This window comes from Virgibacillus pantothenticus (assembly GCF_018075365.1).
Lineage (GTDB): Bacteria > Bacillota > Bacilli > Bacillales > Amphibacillaceae > Virgibacillus > Virgibacillus pantothenticus.
The window spans coordinates 3,172,673-3,196,481 of record NZ_CP073011.1 but is presented as its reverse complement, the minus strand read 5'-3'; the positions used below and the strand labels follow the sequence as shown (position 1 = coordinate 3,196,481).

Annotated in this window: 20 protein-coding genes and 1 pseudogene; 20 read left to right on the top strand and 1 reads right to left on the bottom strand. The window is 35.5% G+C overall.

Annotated elements, in window-relative coordinates:
- The first annotated feature begins 8 nt into the window (after positions 1-8).
- From KBP50_RS14845 to KBP50_RS14755, 20 genes and pseudogenes are all read left to right on the top strand, one after another.
- Entirely contained in the window at positions 9-1,148 is a 1,140-nt protein-coding gene (locus KBP50_RS14845) for an ABC transporter permease (RefSeq protein ID WP_050351240.1), read from the top strand.
- An 863-nt stretch (positions 1,149-2,011) separates the two neighbouring features.
- Positions 2,012-3,160 (top strand): exo-beta-N-acetylmuramidase NamZ family protein, encoded by a 1,149-nt coding sequence (locus KBP50_RS14840; protein ID WP_050351239.1) that lies wholly within the window; start codon positions 2,012-2,014, stop codon positions 3,158-3,160.
- A gap of 370 nt (positions 3,161-3,530) precedes the next feature.
- Complete coding sequence (locus tag KBP50_RS14835; protein WP_128743360.1) at positions 3,531-3,740, top strand: hypothetical protein; 210 nt, start codon at positions 3,531-3,533, stop codon at positions 3,738-3,740.
- A 478-nt stretch (positions 3,741-4,218) separates the two neighbouring features.
- The gene (locus tag KBP50_RS22675) at positions 4,219-4,371 is read left to right on the top strand and encodes a GNAT family N-acetyltransferase (RefSeq protein ID WP_326000036.1); all 153 of its coding nucleotides are present in this window, start codon (positions 4,219-4,221) and stop codon (positions 4,369-4,371) included.
- Between the two features lie 141 nt (positions 4,372-4,512).
- Positions 4,513-4,731 (top strand): hypothetical protein, encoded by a 219-nt coding sequence (locus KBP50_RS22180; RefSeq protein ID WP_232231191.1) that lies wholly within the window; start codon positions 4,513-4,515, stop codon positions 4,729-4,731.
- Positions 4,732-4,986: 255 nt separating this feature from the next.
- Positions 4,987-5,844, top strand: a complete 858-nt coding sequence (locus KBP50_RS14825) for a MurR/RpiR family transcriptional regulator (protein ID WP_050351236.1) — start codon at positions 4,987-4,989, stop codon at positions 5,842-5,844.
- Positions 5,845-6,160: 316 nt separating this feature from the next.
- Positions 6,161-6,340 carry a hypothetical protein gene (locus KBP50_RS14820; protein ID WP_050351235.1) on the top strand — a complete coding sequence of 60 codons (180 nt, stop codon included), beginning with the start codon at positions 6,161-6,163 and terminating at the stop codon, positions 6,338-6,340.
- Positions 6,341-6,587: 247 nt separating this feature from the next.
- Positions 6,588-7,589, top strand: coding sequence for a GNAT family N-acetyltransferase (locus KBP50_RS14815; protein WP_050351234.1), 1,002 nt, complete (start codon positions 6,588-6,590; stop codon positions 7,587-7,589).
- Positions 7,555-8,604: a serine hydrolase domain-containing protein gene (locus tag KBP50_RS14810; RefSeq protein WP_050351233.1), complete on the top strand. Its 1,050-nt coding sequence runs from the start codon at positions 7,555-7,557 to the stop codon at positions 8,602-8,604. Before KBP50_RS14815 ends, KBP50_RS14810 begins: the two co-directional genes overlap by 35 nt.
- Before the next feature lie 206 nt (positions 8,605-8,810).
- Positions 8,811-9,008: pseudogene (locus KBP50_RS14805) on the top strand (PhzF family phenazine biosynthesis protein); the annotation flags it as partial.
- Between the two features lie 507 nt (positions 9,009-9,515).
- The gene (locus KBP50_RS14800) at positions 9,516-11,234 is read left to right on the top strand and encodes a methyl-accepting chemotaxis protein (protein ID WP_050351231.1); all 1,719 of its coding nucleotides are present in this window, start codon (positions 9,516-9,518) and stop codon (positions 11,232-11,234) included.
- 489 nt (positions 11,235-11,723) lie between these two features.
- A complete protein-coding gene (locus KBP50_RS14795) occupies positions 11,724-13,136 on the top strand; it encodes a Na+/H+ antiporter NhaC family protein (RefSeq protein ID WP_050351230.1) in 1,413 nt (470 codons plus the stop codon).
- 16 nt (positions 13,137-13,152) lie between these two features.
- On the top strand, positions 13,153-14,337 hold the full coding sequence (locus tag KBP50_RS14790; RefSeq protein ID WP_050351229.1) for a saccharopine dehydrogenase family protein: 1,185 nt from the start codon (positions 13,153-13,155) through the stop codon (positions 14,335-14,337).
- A gap of 677 nt (positions 14,338-15,014) precedes the next feature.
- The gene (locus KBP50_RS14785; RefSeq protein WP_050351228.1) at positions 15,015-15,482 is read left to right on the top strand and encodes a nucleoside 2-deoxyribosyltransferase; all 468 of its coding nucleotides are present in this window, start codon (positions 15,015-15,017) and stop codon (positions 15,480-15,482) included.
- The gene (locus KBP50_RS14780; protein ID WP_050351227.1) at positions 15,483-16,481 is read left to right on the top strand and encodes a thymidylate synthase; all 999 of its coding nucleotides are present in this window, start codon (positions 15,483-15,485) and stop codon (positions 16,479-16,481) included.
- A gap of 33 nt (positions 16,482-16,514) precedes the next feature.
- Positions 16,515-17,279, top strand: a complete 765-nt coding sequence (locus KBP50_RS14775; RefSeq protein WP_050351226.1) for a class I SAM-dependent methyltransferase — start codon at positions 16,515-16,517, stop codon at positions 17,277-17,279.
- A gap of 75 nt (positions 17,280-17,354) precedes the next feature.
- The gene (locus tag KBP50_RS14770) at positions 17,355-18,599 is read left to right on the top strand and encodes an HAD-IIA family hydrolase (protein ID WP_050351225.1); all 1,245 of its coding nucleotides are present in this window, start codon (positions 17,355-17,357) and stop codon (positions 18,597-18,599) included.
- A 518-nt stretch (positions 18,600-19,117) separates the two neighbouring features.
- A complete protein-coding gene (locus KBP50_RS14765) occupies positions 19,118-19,726 on the top strand; it encodes a DUF2798 domain-containing protein (protein ID WP_399479486.1) in 609 nt (202 codons plus the stop codon).
- Between the two features lie 809 nt (positions 19,727-20,535).
- Positions 20,536-20,757, top strand: a complete 222-nt coding sequence (locus KBP50_RS14760; RefSeq protein ID WP_050351224.1) for a hypothetical protein — start codon at positions 20,536-20,538, stop codon at positions 20,755-20,757.
- A 422-nt stretch (positions 20,758-21,179) separates the two neighbouring features.
- Positions 21,180-22,268: an NAD/NADP octopine/nopaline dehydrogenase family protein gene (locus KBP50_RS14755; RefSeq protein WP_050351223.1), complete on the top strand. Its 1,089-nt coding sequence runs from the start codon at positions 21,180-21,182 to the stop codon at positions 22,266-22,268.
- A gap of 616 nt (positions 22,269-22,884) precedes the next feature.
- Here KBP50_RS14755 and KBP50_RS14750 read toward each other — a convergent pair.
- The gene (locus tag KBP50_RS14750) at positions 22,885-23,046 is read right to left on the bottom strand and encodes a hypothetical protein (protein ID WP_156875352.1); all 162 of its coding nucleotides are present in this window, start codon (positions 23,044-23,046) and stop codon (positions 22,885-22,887) included.
- Positions 23,047-23,809 lie beyond the last annotated feature (763 nt).

Below are 23,809 nucleotides of genomic sequence, written 5' to 3'. Positions count from 1 at the left end.
GTGAGAATATGAGAATCATTTGGTATGAGATTAGAAAACTTTTAAATTGGAAAGTACTAGGTTTAGTTTTACTGATTAGCTTACTATTTTTTGAACAGTTTTTAAGATTTGATTTTGAGCATTTTCCAAATGGTCGACCAGAAGGGGATACTTTTAATGTTACGAAACAAATGATCAACAAATATGGTCAAGAAATGGATGAGAGAGAATTTCAGGATTTTAAAGAAACCTATAAAGAAGAGGTTAATAAAGCAAATGCCTATTTACAGTCTCGGGATGATTTTGCTGAAGTAGGTGTAACCACCTATGAACAATTAACTAATATGGATCAAGAAAATGAAAATGAAACTATTAATGAATTATTCAATGATGTTATGTTTGAAAAAGGTATAGATGTGTTTTGGGAATTGCAATCTAGAGAAGCAATTATAGAGTACTATGAGGTAAGAAAAGAGTTTTTTAATGGAGAAACAGCTTCGATCGATGCTCCAGAATGGAAACAGAAAATTCTTGATGGATCTATTAATGAAATATTACCGAGTTTTGTAATTGAAAATTATAATAATTTAATTACTATGTTGTCCATCCTTATCATTCTTAGTGTAATGATCGTAGTCGGAAGAATTTTCATTATTGACCAGCAAAATAATGCAATTTACTTGCAATATACGACCAATATCGGACGCAAACTGTTTAAGAAAAAACTAATGGCATCCATGATAACATCTTTTCTTATTACAAGTGTGTATATTGGTGCATTTTTAATACTATATTCTTTTAATGATACACAGATCTTTTTTGAATCAAGTTTGCACTCCTTTAATGCCTTTACTTTTAATTGGCTAGATATGACTTTCTTGCAGTATATATACCTAACCATCATTGGTGTATATTTGCTAGCATTAGTAGCTGCTGCCGTAACGACCTATTTATCAAGAGTTGTTAGTAATTATATCTCGCTAATTGGTGTACAGGTTCCAATAGCAGTCGTATTAATTATTCTAATATTTGAATATCTGGTGTCAAACTTATTTAACACTGCGTATCCTATGTGGATTACAATCGGAACTTATTTAGGATTATTAGTCCTTGGAGCATCCTTTTTAATAGTAAGGTGGAAAAAAGAGCGAAAAATAGATATTGTATAAAGTAAGTTTACCGTTGATAGTTAAAACAGATATGCAAAAACGATGGAATATAAGACAAATTTCAAAAAAGGATCTAAAAATTATAAACAGTACCTAATAAAAGATTCCAATCATCCTTGATGACGGGAATCTTTTTCATTGTTAGTGCTTAATTAAACTTCATTTTGATGTTTTCTCCGCTAATTGATCCGCACACCTATGTGAGATGCGACGGAAAATCATTGTAAAAAAATGTAAATAAAACGTGATTTCAACTCGCCTGTATAATGTGCGATGTGAAAACAATGTAGAAAAACAAGGTCATATCAATTTCAATCTAAACATCTAAACAGGATGCGACGGTAAATCTATCCCAAATAAGGAATTAAGAAATGAGTGAATTAATAAAGCGATGTTTGAATAAAATGAAATGATACTACAATATTTTTAATATTATTTTGATTATCTATTTCAAATATTAACTTTCTATGGTACTATGAAATTGATAAAAAGTAGAGATTATACAATATCTGATGAAAGCGATTGCAATTAATGGCAGGAAAAAGCTAAGGGGGTAATTATGGATGAAGTAGTCTCCATTACAGAGAAACTTGGCTGAAACCTATGTTTTCGAATTGGATCAGAAACAGGTGCTACTATGACCTCGAGATAGAGATACCTGAAGAGGTCGTGGCTGCTATCTCATATGTTCAGCTCGTATATTGGGATTAAAAACAAGTAATAGGTATAAGTTCGAGATCCTTGTTAGATGTAAATAATAGCTCTGATAATCGTGTCAAAGTGGGCAGTCTCTCAAGTTTGGTACTTATGTGGATCGCAACAAGGTCATTTTCAAGATATGAAATTAAAGTGAGTGATAATTAATGAAACTCGGTTTAGATGTATTTTTAGACAGAGAATATAAACAATTTAAAGGTCAAAAAATTGGTCTAATAACTAATATTACAGGGGTGAATAAACGATTAATTCCATCTATTGATCTATTTCATAAACACCCCGCTATTGAACTTACGGCTTTATATGCACCAGAACACGGTATACGTGGTGATGCTAAAGAAGGAGAAAAAGTTGAATCAACCGTGGATCCTTATACAGGACTACCAGTGTATAGTCTTTATGGCGCTACTAGAAAACCATCAAGGGAGATGTTAGATCCAGTAGATGTTTTAGTTTTTGATTTACAAGATATCGGCTCCAGATACTATACGTTTATTTATACGATGGCTTATGTGATGGAAGCATGTATGGAGCTGGGAAAGCAATTTGTTGTATTGGATAGACCTAATCCAATATCTGGAGCGAAAATGGAAGGTAATTTGGTTGAGGAAGATGTTCGTTCTTTTGTAGGCCTTTTGCCAATTCCAAATAGACATGGGATGACAGTAGGTGAACTTGCATTATTATTTAAAAATGAATTTGGTTATGATTGTGAATTAACAGTTGTTGAAATGGATGGCTGGAAAAGAGAGATGTACTTTGACCAGACAGGTTTGTTCTGGGTGTCTCCATCCCCAAATACTACTACATTGGATATGAGTATATTGTATTCAGGAACTTGTTTAGTAGAAGGTACAAATTTATCAGAAGGCAGAGGTACAACGAAACCGTTTGAGGTTATTGGTGCTCCGTTTATAGATGGGCAAAGGTTAGCAAAGGTTTTCAATCAGAAAAAAATAAATGGTGTATTGGCAAGATCGACATCATTCAAACCTTTCTATCAAAAGTATAAAGATGAACTATGTGGAGGCGTTCAGCTTCATGTGGAAAATCGACATCTGTTAAACTCTTTAGAAGCAGGAGTTATTTTACTTGAAACCATCGCAGCTCTTTACCCTAATGAATTTTCATTTATAAAAAATGAAAACAATAAATACTTTTTCGATTTATTGGCTGGTACAAAATCTTTAAAGCAATTAATTATAGAAGAAAACGGAAGAGAGTTTATGAATTCTTGCGAAAATAAACTGCAGTATTTCCAACAATTAAAAGAACCATATCTCATATACAAATAGAATGGATAAATTGTCAATTTTACAACTGAAATGCGAAAACATGACAATCGATAACATGTCTACTATAAAAGTTTTAACAATGATAATGAAGATATGTCAGTTGCATATAGCGTACAGAAAGTGCTTCCTAAAGTAGAAGAGGCTGTTGAAGCGGTGTAGCAGCAATTGAAAAAGGTGGGAAATTATATTATATAGAGCAAGCACAAGTGGACGTAATGGTACTTTGGATGCTGTGGAATGCCCTCCTACTTTATAGTACGCGCCAGCAGATATGGTGCAAACTATCGATGAAACATAAAAAACTGTTGAAGGTGCGAAGGATGATGAATTCTTAGGTTCAACAGATCTGATAAATCATAATTGACGGAGCATGATTTGGTCGTTGGAATTGCTGCGAGCAGGAGTCCCCTACGTTATAGGTGCATTAAAATATACAAAACAACTAAGTGCGATCTCTGTAAGTCTTACAAGTAATAAAAATTCAGTTATAAGCAAATATGCAGATATTAAAATTGAAGTAGTAACTAAACCAGAAGTGTTGACAGGATCAACACGTATCGAAAGCAGCTACAGCCCATAAATGCTATTAAATATGATTATAATCACAGTGATGATAAAACTGGGAAAAGTGTATGAAAATTTTATGGATGATATAAAGATAAGTAATGAGAAATTAAAAGTTCGAGTTAAAAATATTGTCCTAAATACTACGAATGCATCAGTAGAATACCCGAAGAAGTTTTAAAACAAACGAATTAGGAAATCAAACCAGCAATTGTTATGATGAAAACAGGTGTTTCGATAGAATTAGCAAATAATTATATAAATGAAGCAAATGGTTTTGTATGCCAGGCAATTTGAATTAGCTGATAAAAGAGGAATAAAATAGTGATTTCCTATCCAATATCAAACTGGTGATGAAAAACAGATCGTTACTTTATGGAATGAATCCCTTTGGAAAGATCCAATCATTCCAAACCGCTTTAGAAATTTAGTGTTATCGGATATTAATTTTATCCAGAAGTCCTTTAATTAGTATTTGATCAAAATATAAACTTATTGGGTGTGAATGCGCTGTCAGAAGATTATCCACCATACTTGGAACCGATCTTGAACCAGATAAGGGCTGGATTCCCTTCTTCTTTGTGGATAAACATTATCGTAAATCGGGTGTTGGTTCACGGCTTATACTGAAGCTACTAACTTTGTAAAAAAGCATAGGAGGAAGTACGCTGTTTTCTTTGCATCTTATGCTCCAAATTATATTATGCCTGGTATTGGCGAAAGGGCTTATCCAGAAGCGTATCAATTTATCTTAGCGATTTAGCAACTTTATTCCCGATTACAATCCAGTGGATTTAAAGCTGACTAATGAAGTTAGAGAGCTCGTCCAACAAAGAGAAAGTGAAGGGGATAAGTTTAATCAAGTAGAGCATCAGGATCTGTATGAATTAATTCAATTTGTTAATACTGTAGGGAGATTTGAGAGAAGGTTTGCTAACAAGGGCTACCCATGGAAAAGGATCCTTGTTGCTAGACAAAAAGGAAAAGTTGTTGGATTCTGTATATAAGGCGGTTATGAAGGAGTTCCAGAAAGGTTTGGACCTTTCGGAGTGGGCCCCTGATCAGCAAGGAAAGAAATTGGAGAAAATTATACCAAATTTTATGCTTGCAACATATGAAAGCTGAAAGTGTGCACAGCGCTTCGTTTCTATGGACGGGGGAGAAAACGTCTGCAGGCTATCTTTACTCAAAACAAGCTTCCAGATAACTCGTAGATTCTATGTAATGAAAAAAGAAATTTAATAGTAAAGTGAGTTGAGGTTATGACAAATGGTGGTTTAGTTATATTAGCGGAAATGCTGGATAAATTGCCTCCTTCAGAAAAGAAGATTGCATCCTATATTCTAGATCATCCACAAGAATCAATTTCTTTAACAGCAAATGAACTAGGAAAAAGGAGCTCAACCAGTGGAGCCGCAGTCATCCGTTTATGTAAATCCCTTAATTTGAAAGGGTTTCAAGATTTAAAGTTAAGAATTGCTGGGGATTTGCAGAAGCCTGATGATCAAGTAGGATATCAGGATATACAGCCAAACGAATCGGCTAGTTCTATTATTAAAAAAATGACCGATAACTCGATTCAAACTATTCGTGAAACAGCTAATTTGCTTAATACAGAGGAATTGCAAAAAGCAGTGGAGGTGATGAGAGGAGCTAGGCAGATTCATTTTATCGGTGTAGGGGCTTCGAGCATCGCTGCAGAAGATGCTCAACATAAATTTTTACGCATTGATAAAACAGCATATGCATTTAAAGATATGCATATGGCCGCAACGCTTGTGGCTAACGCATCTGAGGACGATGTGGTGGTAGGTATCTCTTTTTCAGGAGAAACACAAGAAATTACGAAAATATTGCAATTGGCAAACGAAAATCAAGCTACTACAATAAGTTTAACGAGGTATGGCAAATCAAATGTGTCCGACCAAGCGAAGATCAATTTGTATACGTCAGCGACTAATGAACCGACGTTTCGAAGTGGAGCTACATCTTCAAGGATTGCTCAATTACAAGTCATTGATATTCTGTTTATGTGTGTCGCTTCGTTACAATATGAGGATAGCGTGAAGCATTTAGGGGCTACAAGAGATGCAGTTGACTTTTTTAAATGGCAGTGGTAAAAAACCTTAAATACGATTATAGACAATGGAGGGTTAGCTCGTTATGGGTTAATCCTTTCGTTTAATGGAGGCGGATATTATGTATTTTTTAGGTATTGACGGAGGTTGAACCAAAACAAAAACAAATTAGGAATGGTTAAGGCAGAGGGAACAGTGGGAGCGACAATAATGGGTTAGATGCGGCGACGATGAGACATGAGTTTGAAAAATTGTTTGTAAGTAATATTGCAAGAAAGCGGGAATTCATCATCTAAGTGAGCTTAATGCTGTTTTCGCTGGTCTCTCAGGTGTTAGCAGATTAGGTGATAAACAATAGATGCAAGAATTGCTTTCATCGCTTGTAAATTATGAATGTGACGTATACGTGGATAACGATGCCGTAACTGCTTTATATTCTGGAACACTTGGACAACCAGGAATCGTACAAATATCTGGAACTGGACCAATTACATATGGCATTAATCAAAGAGGCGTTCATGAGTGTGTCTGTGGATAGGGGCATTTTATTGATGAGAGGGGAAGTGGCTTTAGTCTTGGGAGAGATGTATTAAGTGTTGCGTTTCAAGCGTATGATGGCATGCAAAAGCCAACTATTTTAGAACTGTGGAGCATTATCAAGAAAACCATCGCCGGATGTCATTCAATTTGTGGGGGCAATTTTTGCTGTATTAAAAGTGAAAGGTATCGCTGTTGACGAAAAAATGTTTGTCAAAAATTATAATCCATCAAGAGGGTGAGTAAAATTGAAGATATTGGCCTGGAATTATTCTTATTTAGAAGAAATAGTTAGTCTATGGAATCGGGAGTTGGGGAGTGATTTTCCAATGAAAAAAACACTTTTTAAACAAAATAGCTTTCAAGATCAGAATGTATGCCCCGATGCTTCTTTAATCGCTTTGGATAATGGAAATGTTATTGGTTTCATTGTTGCGAAAATTTGGCAGGAAAAACTGCCAGTTCAAATGTCTGAAACGACAGGCTGGATTCAAGTGCTTCTCGTTGATCAAAGTTACAGGAACAAAGGAATTGGTACAAAGTTGCTTTCACAAGCAGAAACAGTTTTATTTAATAGAGGTGTAAAGCAAATCTTACTAGGCCGTGATCCTTGGCATTACTTTCCAGGTGTTCCTATAAATGATGAAAGAACAAAGCATTGGTTTGCTGCAAGAGGATATGAATCATACGGAACTGAACATGATTTACTGCAAACCTATACTCGGAAAAATGCTATTACTAAACCTGATCTTCCGGAAGTGGAGTTCTCTATACTGGATATCGAGGAAAAAGAGGATTTCCTGATGTTTTTAAATCGATGCTTTCCAGGACGTTGGGAATATGAGGCAATGAAGTATTTTGAACTTGGTGGGACAGGACGTGAATTTATTGTGATGAAAAAATACGGACAGATTATCGGTTTTTGTAGAATTAATGATCCTCAGTCACCGATTATTGCTCAAAATGTCTATTGGGCTCCATTATTTGAAGCATCTCTTGGCGGAGTAGGTCCATTAGGTGTGGATGCTGCAGAGCGCGGTCACGGCTACGGTTTGACAGTGGTTGAAGCAGGCATTGCTGAGCTTAGAAAACGAGGTATTCAAAACATTGTAATTGACTGGACAGGGCTTGTGGATTTTTATAAAAAGCTTGGATTTGACGTTTGGAAAAGCTATGAATCATTTAAAAAATCAATCGAAGAACAGGTGGTCAAGCATGAAGAAGAAAGTTCTAGAATTCCTGCAAAATGAAATCGATCTCAAGCATATTCCTGGTGCAGTTATCCAAGTCTCCTTTCAAGGAGAGATTTTATTAAAAGAGGCGATAGGGAATAGAGCTGTTTATCCAACATCAGCTCCGATGCAGCTTAACACGATTTTTGATCTTGCCTCATTAACAAAAGTAGTTGCTGCATTACCTGCTATTCTAAAGCTAATAGATAACGGCGAAGTACGGTTAGATGATCCAGTCAGCTTCTTTCTTCCGGCATTCGCTCAAAATGGAAAAGAACAGATAAAAATTCGGCATTTGTTAACACATACTTCTGGATTGAGGGCACACAGGCATTTTTATAAGGAGGGACTTACGAGTGAGCAAGTGTTGGAGCGTATTTATACAGAAAAAATGGAGTCTGAACTGAATACGAAAGTGGTATACAGTGATCTTAACTTTATGACGCTTTACAAAGTAGTGGAGGAAATAACAAGGGAAGCCTTTTATGATTTTGTGGCAAGAGAAATCTTTCATCCTTTAGAAATGACTGAAACGATGTATAATCCTACCTGTGCTCCTGAACGATATGCTGCCACCGAATACAGCCAGCAACTTGGAAATTATAAACAAGGCATCGTTCACGATGATAACGCTCAATCCATGGGAGGCATAAGTGGACATGCGGGTCTTTTTTCTACTATATCCGATTTAAATCATTTTACCTCCATGATTGAAAATGGTGGCATCTATAAAGGAAGACGTATATTGTCAGAAAGGGTTCTAGATTTGTCCAAAAAGAATTATACTTGTTTGGCAGAAGAGCATCGGGGGCTTGGCTGGATGTTAAAAAGTCCTGCATTATCATCCTGTGGCGATCTATTTTCTGATCTGTCCTATGGTCATACAGGCTTTACCGGAACAAGTATGTGGTTCGACCCTGAAATTCAGTTACATGTTATTCTGTTGACTAATCGGGTCCATTATGGAAGACAGCCACATATTATTAGACTACGTCCACGCTTACATAACTTGATAAGAGCACACTTAAATTGAGGTGTGAAAGTGGGAAGTTTGCAGGCGGTACTAGTGAGTTGTTTTTACACATTTACTTAGATAGTTACTCGTCTTTTCTCGTACAAAAAAATAAGTAAGTTTAAGGTTAACCATAATATACAATGGAGATGGATTTTTTGAGCGAAGAGGTTGGAATAATGTAGAATAATAAAAAATATATAGCTTAAACTTAGGGGGAATGGGGTATGAAGCCGATAACAGTTTGTCATTATGATGCATTTAGTAAAGAACCAGGTATGGGAAATCCAGCGGGGGTAGTGCTAAATGGCGATGAATTGGCAGACGAAGAAATGCAAGAAGTTGCTTTCAAAGTTGGTTTTAATGAAACAGCCTTTCCGATTAAATCCGCTGTAGCTGATTTTAGAATATATTTCGTAAGAGGTCTTTAAGTTTTACCATTACGATACTAACCATCAGTGGGGATGAATCAAAACCTCCCACTGTGAAGATTCACTTTATCTGACAAGAGCTTGCTTTACAAATGAGCTCTTATTTTTATGCCTAAGTTTCCTCCTCAAATACAGCATACTACTATAAAGAACCTAGTTTTAGTAGAAGCAAAGTCTATCAGTGTCCTAACCCTCTCTCTGGAAAAAAGGACTGCAGTATTATCACTCACACCTCCAGAGGGGAGTGTGGTGTACTGAACAAGTCTAAGTGTAGATAAAACGTCTTCTAAATGCCCGATTGGTTTATCTAACATTCAGTAGGTGGAGGAAAGATTTCTCCCTGAGTTGAAGAAACTTCACTTTTTCGGGAATTCGTCACTGCGGCATTTCTAGTATAGTTGTAATTAAATCAAAAATGGACTTTATGAATTTAAAAGATATGTCGATATTTTATACGATAAGCAACTTTATATATATGACGCGACCAGGGAGGATACACCATTGCTTAACCTACTAGAAAGATTAAGATTTAAAAGCTTGAAGATCGGCTGGAAATATGGTTTAACAATAGGAATTATTTTTACTTTATTTGGAATATCTACTGCTGTAGTAACCGTTCTCGCCGTTAATGCTGGAGAAGATGTAAAAGCTATGGAACGAAGAGGGGATAGAGCTATACAACTAACCGATATGGGCTCTATAACACGTACAAAAAGTATTAGAATTATTAGTTACGTGGAAAGTCCGCGAGAGAAAACTATTGATGAATATGAAGCTTACCGGAAGGCATTTAATAATCTAGAAGACGATGTAAAAACAAAAATGGACTCCGAAAAGGAATTAGAACTCTTTAATAAAATCGTTGAATTAGATAAGAAAATGAATAATCTGTTTGTGAATAGAATCATACCTGCTGTGGATAAAGGAGATATGGGCTTAGCAAAAAGTCTTGTAGACCAATCTAGTGTTATTCGATCAGAAAACGTAGACGTACTTGAGGAATTGCGAGAAATTGTTAATGAACAGCGCGATACAGCTATAAAAAAAGTGAATAGTAGTCAAGAGCTGACCATTTATGTATTACTGGGATCGATGGCTGCTTCGGTTATCTTTGGGGTAATTTTAATTATTGTTATTAGTAAGACGATATCCCATAACCTTAATAAAGTGGTGCAAGCAAGTGATCAAATTGCTAATGGAAATCTTGCTGTAGGAACAATTGATTATCATGGAAAAGACGAAATTGGTCATTTAGCTTCGTCCATAAATACGATGAGTCAAAATCTTCGAGATATTATTTATCAAGTTCATGAAGTTTCTCAAACAGTAAGTAGTCATAGTGAGGAATTAACACAGTCTGCAAGTGAAGTCCGATCAGGGACAGAGCAAATTGCTTCAACAATGCAGGAATTATCCACTGGATCTGAAGTACAGGCGAATAATGCTAGCGATTTATCATCAGTGATGGATACTTTCTCTTCTAAAGTAGATGAGGCGAGTGTAAATGGAAAAGCAGTTCACGATTATTCTAATAGCGTACTTGGGATGACAGATGAGGGGAATACACTTATGGGAGCATCTGTTCAACAAATGAGTGATATTTATCAAATTGTTAAAAATGCAGTGGAAAAAGTGAAAGGGCTTGATATACAATCACAGGAGATTTCAAAATTAGTTGAAGTTATTAAAGATATTGCTGAACAAACGAATCTGTTAGCATTAAATGCCGCCATCGAAGCTGCCCGTGCTGGAGAACAAGGCAAAGGTTTTGCAGTTGTTGCGAATGAGGTTAGAAAGTTAGCAGAGCAAGTATCCTTCTCTGTATCAGACATTACAACTATTGTGGCAAATATACAAAGCGAATCTAGTCAGGTTACTAAATCCTTGCGAGAGGGCTATGTAGAGGTGGAAAAAGGGACAAATCAGATTCAAACAACTGGAGAAGCCTTTAATGATATCCAAAAGGCAGTACAAGATATGGTTGTGAAGATTCAAACGGTTACGAGTAACCTAGCTTCAATCTCAGCAAGCGGGAAAGAAATGGATGCATCTATAAAGGAAATTGCAGCCGTAGCGGAAGAATCAGCTGCCGGTATTGAACAAACCGCTGCTTCTGCTCAACAAGCAAGTAGTTCCATGGAGGAAGTTTCTAATAGTTCTGCGGAGTTAGCAGCCTTGGCAGAGAATTTAAATGAGCTTGTACGTAAATTTAAGTTATAAGTGCGAATGAGTGAGACACATATAAAAATCGCACAACAACCTGTTAGCACTGAGCCAGGTATATGAAAATCGTACAACAACTTGTTAGAACCGAGCAACAAGCACCTGATTTCGGTCAACTACTTTTTTGTTCTAACCCAAATTCTATTAATATAGATTAAGAAGAACTCTCTATTTGTTGCCACTTAAAAATGACGAGAACACCTGTGTTTTCGTCATTTTTACTCCATTTAGGAGGCTCTAGAAACTCCACCCCCGATTTCAACGCTATTACCTCGAGTTCTGCTGGTTTGGTTGAGATAGTTGTAGCCGGGGGTTGTTGATATTTTTTGAACCCTTTACAATATATTATGAATACGTACTCCTTTTAAGTTCTGGGTCAATCTGTGATAACGCAAAAAAATCTGTAAAGAAAAACAAATCATTGTTCTAAATGCAGGATATTATCATATATAAATGTAAACGCTTTCTTTATGAGGGGATGTTCAAATGCATGGAGTTGCAACCTTGGGGTTCGTGTCTGTATTACCGCCGCTAATTGCAATTGTACTCGCTTTTTGGACAAGGGATACAATCTTATCGTTAGGAATTGCTTGTGTGATTGGGGTGTTTTTAGCGGGAGAGGGGTTATTAGGATTTCCTAATCTAATGAAGCAGGCTTTAGGTAACGAAGGTTTTTCTTGGATTTTTCTTCTAGAAATATTTATTGGGATACTCATTGCATTTTTTCAACGGACAGGAGCGATTCAAAGTTTTTCCGAAATCATCGGTAGAAGACAAAGATCAAGAAAGCGAATTGAAATATCAACGTGGTTTATGGGGCTTTTCGTTTTTTTTAGTGATTACTTTAGTCCAGTATTTGTTGGAACTACAATGCGTAAAGTTACAGATAAAGTAAAAATGTCGCGTGAAAAGCTGGCATATATTTGCGATTCCACATCAGCACCAGTAAGTGTTATTGTTCCAATAACTGGGTGGGCTGTATTTATCTCTGGTCTGTTAATTGGTCTAGGCCCCATTCAAAATGAAACCGATGCGCTAGCTGTATTTACTAAATCAATCCCATTTAACTTCTATGCTGTATTGTCTGTAGTGTTAGTAGGGCTTATCGCTTCTGGAATTATTAAGGATTTTGGGCCAATGCGAAAAGCTGAACTACGTGCACAACAGGAGGGGAAATTAATACGTGACGGATCAACACCATTAATATCAAAGGAATTAACGAATATTGATCCGTATTTTAAAAACAAATTGCTTAGTATTAGATGGAATTTCTTTTTACCAGTCCTGATTATTATTACAATTGCACTTGGTACTTATATCGGGCTCGGTTCAGCTAAAACAATGGAGGCTTTCTTAGCTGCGACTGTATTTTTAGGAATCATCATGCGGTTTCAAGGAATTCCAACCAAAGATATTATGGACACAGCACTTAACGGCATTAAAGGAATTATGCCTGCTGTAATGATACTAGTTTTTGCATACACCATTAATGCATTAAGTGAACAAATGGGAACAGCTACTTACTTGATTCAAATTACAGAAGCTTGGTTAAATCCAGGATTACTACCAGCTATCACATTTTTATTAGCAGCAGTTATCGCCTTTTCTACAGGTACGTCGTGGGGAACATTCGGCATTATGATTCCACTAGCAGTACCACTTGCCATTGGTTTTTCGGGAGGGGAGATCGATATGATTGTTTTATCTACAATTGCAGCAGTTGCTGGTGGTGGAGTATTTGGTGATCATTGTTCACCACTATCTGATACTACTATTTTAGCGTCGACAGGTGCTGCGGTAGATCATATTGATCATGTAAGGACACAAATTCCTTATGCTGTATTAGTAGGGATTATTGGATTGGTCATCTATTTAACACTAGGATTATTAGGATTATAGGGTGGGAGGTTATAAAATGAAGGTTATTGTATTAGGGGGATCTGGGTTACAAGGAAGAGCAGCTTTACAAGATTTAGGAAAAAGTGATGATGTGACGGAGATAGTGTGTGCGGATGTTAATTTCGCCGGAGTAAATCAATTTCGAGATCACCTTGCTATACAAAAGATGTTTTACAGAAAAGTAGACATTACTTCTGAACAAAATGTAGCATCATTATTTAGAGAGGGGGCTGATGTAGTTATTGATCTGTTACCAAAACAATTCAATGATACAATCGCAAAAGCAGCTGTCGAATTTGGAATACCGATGGTGAATTGCTCCTATGCTAATGGGATTTCTAAAGAGACCTACGAGAAAGCTCTGGAAAATCAAGTAACTATTATGCCGGAGGCTGGCTTAGATCCAGGAATTGATTTAGTCTTATGCGGTTATGGAGTTAGTCAGCTAGATGAAGTACATGAATTATATTCTTACTGTGGAGGCATTCCTGAACCAGAGGCGTCCTATAACCCTTTACGTTATAAAATTAGCTGGAACTTTAATAGCACACTAATGTCGTATCAGCGTAAAGCATGCATGTTAAGAGATAGAAAGGTTATTGATATTCCGGTTAGCCATCAGCATGACCAAGAATGGGTAGAGACTATAACTATAGGAGAGCGATCAGATTTAGAGACGATACCAAACGGAGATGCCATTCAGTTTGCAAGCTTACTAGGAATTGAAAAAGAATTAATAAATACGGAACGCAGAACAATAAGATGGGCTGGGCATGCTTCATTTTGGCGTAGTATGGTTCAATTAGGGTTTTTGACAACAGATCCTGTTCCAGGGCTTGACTGTGATGTAACCCCCTATGAATTTTTACTAAAACATTTGGAACCTCGCCTTCAGTATAAAAGAAATGAAAAAGACCTTGTGTTAATGAAAAATATAATAAGAGGTAAGAAAAATGGCAAGAGTGTTGAGCTCATCTATGAAATGGTAGATGAAAGGGACTTGGAAACTGGACTATTTGCTATGAATAAGACAGTTGGATACACAGCTAGTATCGTAGCACAAATGGTAGGAAATAAAACAATCACAAAGCCGGGTGTGCTCTCCCCTACAACAGATATCCCATATGAAATGTTTATTAAAGCGATAGAAAAGAGAGGAATAAAAATTAATGAACAGAAGAACATCTGGAATGGTACTTAATATATTTTCATTAATATATTAGTCCAGCAGCTATTCCTTCATAGGACGGAAATAGGTGCCAAACAATGAAGCGATCAAATCAACAGTTGAGAGTATTCATTTAAAATGAGGCTAATTTGAGGTAGGTTGAATTGAATCGAAAATCAAATGGTTCTATAAACAAAAACTGGGATAAAACCTAGTCAGTAAAAAAATAATCTTATTGTCCCTACTATTAAGATGGAGAGGATACATGCAGACCTATAATTAATAGCAAAATAAAACATCAATCAAACGGCACAACCTTCAAGTGAAAGCTCCCAAAAAAAATAATAGCGCAAATTCATATCATGTTTTAAAAGCCTATAGTCCACAGATATTTTTTACGATTAAAAGTTAAATGTAATGGTTGCGGTACTGAACTATTCGATTTCTATATTTAGGACTTGAGCGACTAGCAAAAGCAAAGGAATGAATGAAAGAAGCAAGACAAAAAATGACGGAAGCATGTACCGTCCTCGTCATTTTATGCTTTCCTATAGTGTAAAAAATACTCTGAGGGGCGCTGTTCTGGAAAGCTTGAGAAGGGATTAAAGTCTTTCATTTTTTGAACATGATTAATATATGTCAGTATAGGAAAAGTGGATGTAAAGCAATAATTGCTTTTGATTGAGGTGTTTATTTTAAGGGGTGAAAAAATGAGTCAACGTAAAAAAGTATTTCTTGCAGGTCCATTTAAAAGTCTTGTTCATCCAAAAACGGGAGAAATGAATCATGGTGAAAAGCAAAAGCTGCTAAAGCTTATCACTTTTTTTGAGGAGAAAGGATTTGCTGTTCATAATGCTCATAAGCGTGAGGAATGGGGAAAAGAGTTTATGACGCCTGATGAATGTACAGCAATTGATTTTGAAGAAATTCGTACCTGTGATCTTTTTGTCGCCTTTCCAGGAACTCCGCCTTCTCCGGGTACCCATATTGAAATTGGCTGGGCATCCGCTCTACAGAAACCTATCATTTTGCTATTAGAAGAAGGAGAAGACTATGCGTTTTTGATCCAAGGCCTTGGAACTGTGGCTAATGTAACTTTTATCTATTTTCAAAAAGAAAAAGATTATTTAGATAAACTTGAACAATTGCACTTGCAGTTTAAATGGGGGATGAAATAAATGCGATTTAACAACTTCCATGAGGCGTATATAGAAACGCTTGATGATGTATATCACAAGCCACAATTTTATAATGCGCCACGTGGAAATAAAAGTCGTGAGAAACTAAATTATCACTTGACTATTCAAAATCCAATAGAAAGAGTTTGCTATTTACCTAGTAGAAAAACAAATATTGTTTTTAATTTTGCTGAAGTTTTATGGTATTTATCAGGTGACAACAGCCTTGATTTTATCGGCTATTATAACAAGAAAATGCACGAATATTCTATGAATGGAAAAACATTAACAGGTACAGCATATGGACCGAAAATTTTTGAGTTTGGTAATGCCAAAATAAATCAATGGAGCCAAATGAAAGAGTTGTTGACAAATAAAGATCCCGATTCCAAAAGAGCGTTTATACAGATTTTTGATGCAACAGAGCTAGTAATAGAAAATAACATGGATATTTCTTGTACATTAGGATTGCAGTTTTTTGTAAGAGAAGGCAAACTGTATATGGCTTCATATATGCGTGCAAATGATGCGTTTCGTGGAATAGTAAGTGATATTTTTTCCTTTACATTTATTCAAGAATTAATGGCAAGGGAACTCGATTTAGAAATAGGAGAATTTTTTCATAATGTTGGTTCTATCCACATTTATCAACCAGATGACAATTGGACTGATAAAGTGCTTCAAGAAGCTAATTCTATATCAAAGCATAAGAAAGCAATGTATGAGTTCCCCAAAATGCCATGTGTAAATAACTGGTCTTCGATAGAGAGTGTATTAAAATATGAAGCCTTGTTAAGAAAAGACCAAATACGTATGACTAGCAGTGAAATCGAACAGCTGGACCTCCCCGAATATTGGAAACAGGTTTTATTACTTTTTAGCTTGTACCAATATATAGCCTATAAAAGACCAATTGATTTTTCTCTATACCATCATTTGTGGCCAGTTTACCAGCATTTAGTAGATAACAAGTGGCCCCTGCTTCGACAAAGCAAGTAAATAAATCAATTATAATGATAGCGAGGTATGAGTATGAAGACTTCTTTTAAAACAGAAATGATTGCGAATAAATTTGAGGCTTATAATGATATACTTGAACAAACATTAGGTTTTCGGTTTGTTTTTCAAACATTTCTATCAAACCCAAAGATAACAAGGGTTCTTGACTATGGTTGTGGTCCAGGAAAAGTGTCGTATCGATTGGCTAAAAAAACGGGTGTGCATGTTTTGGCTGTGGACGAGTCTAAAGAAATGATTAACATAGCATCTAAAAAGCGGAGCCATCCAAATATAAACTATCATCTTATAAAAAATGATAACCTTTCCTTTCTCAAAGACAATTCAGTAGACGGAGCTATGGCATGTTACGTATTTATTAATACCGAAAAAAAAGAACAAATTTTACGGATGATGAAGGAGATTTACCGGGTTTTAGCCCCTCATTCTCCCTTTGTTATATTAGATACAAATCCTGACTCTACGGGAATCGAATTTTCAACGTTTCGAAATGGTATAAAAGGAAAAACATACATGAGTGGTGAAGCACGACAAGAATGGTTACATATAAATGATCAGGAGGATCTTGTCTTACATGATTTCCATTGGCCGAAGTCAGTGTACGAGGAACTTTTAACTGAAGCAGGCTTCCAAGAAATAGAACAACTCGAACCGACGTTGAAAGATATCCCTGAAGATGAATTAAAAATAATTCAAGAAAAGCATCATGATCATCATTGGAAAAGTGAATGGGAATTTCCACCTTTTGTTATATATAAATCTATTAAACTAGTGAAGTAGTAGTGAAATTATTTACTTTTTCTATTAGAATGGTTAATAACTAAATTCTACTAACTGTTCTAAGGGGGAGGAATAATGACGATAGCTGACGAGTTTGATGTATTTTTATTTGATTTGGATGGGGTTATTTATATAGGTTCAGAGCCGCTTTACGGCGCAATGGAATCGCTTAAGCGACTTCGGCAAGCAAAGAAGAGAATTCGATTTTTGACTAATGATCCATGTACAACAAAAGAAAAAACGGTAAGGAAATTAACTAGTCTGGGGATAGAAGCAAGGGAAGAGGAAGTAATCACATCTTCCTGGTTGACAGCACAATATTTAGAAAGTGAAAACATAAAATCCGCACTTGTTTTGGGTGATGAAAATTTAAAGTGGGAATGCGAACAGGTTAATATTTATACAGAAGCTCGAACAGATGTGGAAGCAGTTGTGATCGGATGGAACGATGATCTGTCTTTTTATGATATTCAAAAAGCCGCAGGACTTATTCATAGGGGAGCAAAATTTGTTGCAACCAATCCAGATAGAACATTCCCTACGCCGAATGGACCTTTGCCAGCAGTTGGAGCGATTGTAGAAGCAATTCGGGTGTCGACAGATAAAAGACCATTTATTGTTGGAAAACCATACCCATATATGTTTAAAAAAGCGCTTGAGGATTTTGATGTTTCGTTAAAAGCTGTTATGGTCGGCGATAATCCTTACACGGATATTTTAGGTGCGCATCAGGCAGGGATACCAGCTATTTTAGTATCAAATCAACATGTTAAAGCATTTCCATCAGCAAAAGATTTTCGTAATCCAGATGCTACAATATCGAATTTAAAAGGTCTTTTTGATCCAAGCATCGCTATGAAAAATTGGGCCTCTCCAACCTTTGCTTGGCCTGAAGCGATTAAAGCTGGCGTAGCAGGAATAATATTTGATAGCGACCAGCGTGTGCTATTGATGAAACGAGCAGACAATGGGCTGTGGGGTGTACCATCTGGACATGTTGAACCAGGTGAAACGGTGGAAGAAGCAATTATTAGGGAAATTCGTGAAGAAACGGGGGTGGAAGTTAAAGTAAATCGATTAATAGGAGTTTATTCTGATCCCGAGTTGCAAGTTTTTTCATATCCTAATGGAAAAGTGAGTCAATTTATTACGAATTGCTTTGAATGCGAAGTAATTGGAGGGAATTTAGTCAGGGAAAATGAAGAAACTTTAGATGTCAGTTACTTTAATATAAACGATTTACCAGACGACCTCCTTCGTATGCATCCAAAGTGGATTAAAGATGCCATCATACAACAAAATGTCTCCTATATTCGGTAGTAGGGCTTATAAAATATGAAATAACACGCGATGTTTTTATCAGAGGATCAAAGCTCAAATAAGTATGCTATTTATTTGTTCAATTATTTTTTAGGAGCTTGTACTTGAAAATGCCGTTTGGTTTTGTTGCCAAGCGGTTTTATTATGCTATGCCAGTCTCATTACAGTTCTTTTCATAAACTATACTTTACTAATATCATTGAAACAAGATACTAAGAATGTTCCATGTTCAACTATTTACATAGAAATTATATGGCATTTGGATATATTCCTTATTTTTAAGAAAAAAGGTATGGATAGTCAATGATGGTAAATAACTTTTATCCCATATATAAGGTGCTGTAAGACTGACATTTCAGGATCTGTACAGCAACAAGTCTAAGTGCGAGAGAACAGAACCAAAATGCCCGCTTCCTTCAGAGGCCTTTAGGTCATTGATGCGTTAATATTGGTTCTATGTCAAATGTTGGGGTGGAGCTAGAGTGCAGTTTTGTTGAGAAAAGGTAAGGCTAAAATAAATGAATCATTCAAAATCTTTGTTCATAAAATGTTCACAAATTGTTCACTTACGAGAAGGTTCTTACTATCCCTATACTACAAAGGTAGGAAAAAAAGAAGGGATGATGAAATTGCCAACAACTAAGAAAGAAAGTTTACAATTTGGTTTAATAATGTGTTTTGGGATGGTATTAGTTATGACTATATATAATTTTTACCTTAATGGAACAATCGGGAAAATGACTTTTATCGAAGGAATATCTGATTTTTTTATTGGGTTTGTCATTGCTTTTATACTTGATATGTTTATGGTTGGGCCAAATGCTAAAAAGATAGCATTGAAATTAACTGTAAATACAACTAAAAAACGCTATACAGTCCTAGCCATATCAATATGCATGGTTTTAGGAATGGCGTTTTTTATGTCTATTTACGGATTAGCTTCAACCTATATTCATAATGGTTTTACTTTCAACTCAGTGGTTGCAGATTATTTTGCAGTTTTTGGTAAAAATTTGATTGTGGCATTACCTTTACAGATCATTATTATGGGACCACTAGTGCGTTATATATTTACTAAGTATATTAAATCGAATAGGGTGGATATAGGATTGAATATAGAAAACTAAAATGTAACATTTTACTAAAAATTAAGCTCATAAATTGTGGAGATCTAATATTTCATTAGAAGGAAAAAGCTGTTTGCAATTGTAGTCGGCTTTTTTCTTCTTATTGGATTTATTTCACTAAACCAGTTAATAAAAGATGCCTGTTCTTCAATAATAGGGAGCGATTGTTTAACTAGGCAAATCAAAAAAACGAATCCTTAAGAATTTAGGGAATCGGCCTTTTAGGTTGAAAATTTGCTTAGCGTACAAATGTTTGTGGTACCCTTTCTATACGTCTTTTTCCATGACAAAAAACGACAAAACAATTGAAAAGTAACAAAAACCTCAAAAACTACTTAAAATAGATAACCAAAAATATAACCAAAATCTAAATACCAATATATTTATTACAAACCCCTTTTTGGTATAGTTAGGATATTAAAAAGGGGGAGATTCTTGTTGAAATTTGGATATGCACGTGTTAGTACACAAGATCAGTTTTCTCGCAAAAGATAATAGAAGTGTGCATCTTTACCCCGGATTTGTATCTCTAAAATCTGCCCATTCGTATTGGCTCAAACATAGGAAATGGTAGATGAATTGATTAAATGAAGTGCTCCTAGTGCTTTGGCGGCCATTACGGCGTCGAATGTGAATAAAGGTCAGATTATATTTAGAAATTGACCACAACCATCCGACGGCATCTGGTGAAGCATGGTTTGATCGCATCCAGTTAGAGAAAGCAGATGTGTCGTCATCGTATAATCCGATCTTAAACAGCGTGTTTGAGAATGGATTAACCAATTGGAACGTCAGAAGACAAACAAGCCATGTTTCCTCTCGGCACACAGGAGTGGAACCGTGCGGCTGTTTATATACATCCTGCAATGGCTGTCCAATCTGTTGAAATTTACCCAACGTTTAAAGGAAATAATGCTGGGACAGTATGGTTTGATTCGATTCGTCTAATTGAAGGAAATATCCTTTCTTCGACATTTTATGATGAGAAGAAAAACTATGCAGAACGGATTATAACCTCCAATAATTATTAAAAATTTTAGTTCACAAATATCATAAAATCTTTTACGAACGTTCGTTGATTTACGTATCCCAATACAGTACTAACAATCAGGAGGGAAGAATGCCCCCTAATTGAAGGTTCACTTTATAATTATAGTTATTCCCAAAAACTGTCTAAATTTGTTTATTTATTTCAGAACGGAACAAGATAAAATGCACTCATTTAGACATATAAAAGCATGAATAAGTGGTGTTCTATATCAGGTAACCTTTAAAAGAAACAGTTTAATGGTATAATAGAAAGCAGGCGTAAAGTAATATTACTTGCAAAAGGGGGGATGAACTAATATTTTAATTCAGATAATTCATAAAAAATGACGCCGAATAGTTAATTTTACAGCCAAAAACGGAATAGAAAGAGGTTATCAATTAACAGAAAAGGTGGAATATAATTATGAAAATAGCAATTTTAGGTGCAGGACATGCAGGATGTGCAGTCGCAGGTGATTTATCGATTAAAGGTCATGACGTAACTCTGATTAAAACTTCTAATTCCATGCATAATGAAAATTTTAATTATCTACTAAAAAACAACGGTAAAATTACATTAAGAGAAAATGAAGTAACAAAAACGACAAGAATAAATAAGATAACAAAAGACTTATCAGAGCTATCAAAAGCAGAGATTATCATTGTTTACATTCAAACGACGTACCATGAGGATTTAATACGCAAAATGAAGGATTATATTCAAGACGAACAAATTATTCTTTTTAACCCTGGATATTTTTCCACTGCTTATATGCTTAAACATGGCATCAAGCATAATATAACGATTGTAGAAGCACAAAGTTCATTTATTGATTGTCGCATTATTGAGCCTGGTGTTATCAATGTTGGGTTTAGAAATGTAAGAAACCCTCTAGGGGTATATCCAAATGAGAATTTATCTATTGCACGAAACAAACTTGATAATTTAGGATATCCATTTAAATATTTATCATCCACTGTAGAGGCAGCTTTGCATAATCCTAATTTAATTGTTCATACAGTAGGTGCAATAATGAGTATCCCACGTATTGAAAAAACAAACGGGGATTATGTCATGTATTATGAAGTCTTTACCCCTAGTGTGTGGAATATTCTAGAAAAATTAGATGAAGAGAAAATGAATGTATTGGAGAAACTTGGTTTTGAAAGAATTTCATATGTGGAAGCATGTAAATACCGAAATTCCTTAGACGATACATTGGATGCTAAGGAAGTATTTTTTAAGTACGCAATGATGCCGAATAGGTCTAAAGGTCCTGTTTCCGTAAGATCTAGATATATCACAGAAGATGTACCAGAAGGATTAGTTATGCTCGAATCGATAGCGAAACAGTTGGGTATAAAAACACCGGTTTGTACTGCCTTAATTGAAATTGCTTCCGCTGCTTTAGAAATGGATATGCGCAAGAATGGTAGAACTCCTGAACGTTTAGGAAAGAAAAATATAGAAAAAATACTAGAGGACAGAAAGCAAAAGGTAGCCGAAGCATAGAAAGTTTTTTATGCTTACACACTCCTTTTAAAAGGAGTGTCACCACTCTAAACAACTGAAAAAACAAGGTTGCAGTTACAGGATTTGTCAGATTGTCAAATGCTGTTTTTTAAATACCTTTGATTGGTAATGGCAACGATGAATAAGGATAAAAAATCTCGTATGGCTCTCGTGCGCTCTAAAGGCTCGAAACATGAAGTGATAAAAACAGAAGCTAGTGAACGAATGTATTCCGTTGAGATATGAATGAATTTAGCGTATAAATGGAAAAAGAATAATCAGGAAAAATTATAGTAAGAGGAAGTCGAGTACTTCGCTTATGATAGATCGGGGGTGAGATGTGAAACTAAAATAAGAAAGAGGAAAAATGAAATCGGTCCCTTTGATAAAGAAGTTGATAACTATGGATTTGTGTAAACAAAAATAATAGCTGGTATTTTTTGCCCAAATAATTTTTATTACAAAGCCTAATTAAGCAGATTAGAAAAACTCGGCTAGTCGAGAAGGCCTTAGCGAAAGGAGTAGTTTTTCTTAAAAGTTAGGTGGATTGAGGGATGTTTCCATATTAGCCTATCTCCCAATTGGTTTAATTGCAAATATCCATTTTGTTAAATGTTCAACGATTACGTCCCACAATGATATCTCCTTCCAGATGTCCGGATTTTTTCTTTAATTTGGACGACCGTGATTCGACCTCCAATAGCTTTATTTTTCTCTTCTTTTCAGATGTCCATTTGGTTTGCGATTGCCTTGCATACGCAAATCTTTTTGATTCCATTAGCCTGATTCAAACTTTTGATAACTCTCTGCGCATGCTGCAAGAGATAGATTTTTCATTTCACCCGATTATGAAATCAGGCGTCTAAGTCATTACGGACCCTTCATTGTTGTAGTCCTATGTGTTAATTGTATTTTTTATCCAGTATATAAGGTGCTGTAAGACTCTCTACTTGAGGATTTGGATAATCTGTACAAGTCTAAATGGGAGAGAACAGCACCTAAATGCCCTGTTTAGATAAACGTCTTTCATAGTAAGTTCTTTTTTCAGTTATCAGGTAAAATAGCTTTTGGTCACGCTTATTTTCAGGAAAATTTCAGTCGGAAAGACCGAATTCATGATATTCCTCTATGAATCCTAACTCTGTTTTTGGTAAGATGGTATAGGATATGTTAGATAAATGGAAGGCTATAGACGAAGTATAGCGTGGCATTTTTTTAAGTGTCTTGCTTATTTTACAATCTACGAATATACTTAAATTGACAATTAATTACAATTAATAAATAGAGAGATGTCTCTTATAAAATACAATTTTCTAGCCAATTCAACTGTTAATTGTTCTTTAGCGACTAGTAAATTATCGAGTTAGCTGGACGTAGAAGTCTTATTAACTATAAAAGGTGCACCATTACTGGCAATTAATCGGATTTCTTAGAGAATACTCTAAAACATAGCACCAATAAAACGAAAATACAAATTTAAGATTAACTATAGCATTGTTGCGGGATTACCTAAATATATCCAGGCTTTACCTAGCAAATGG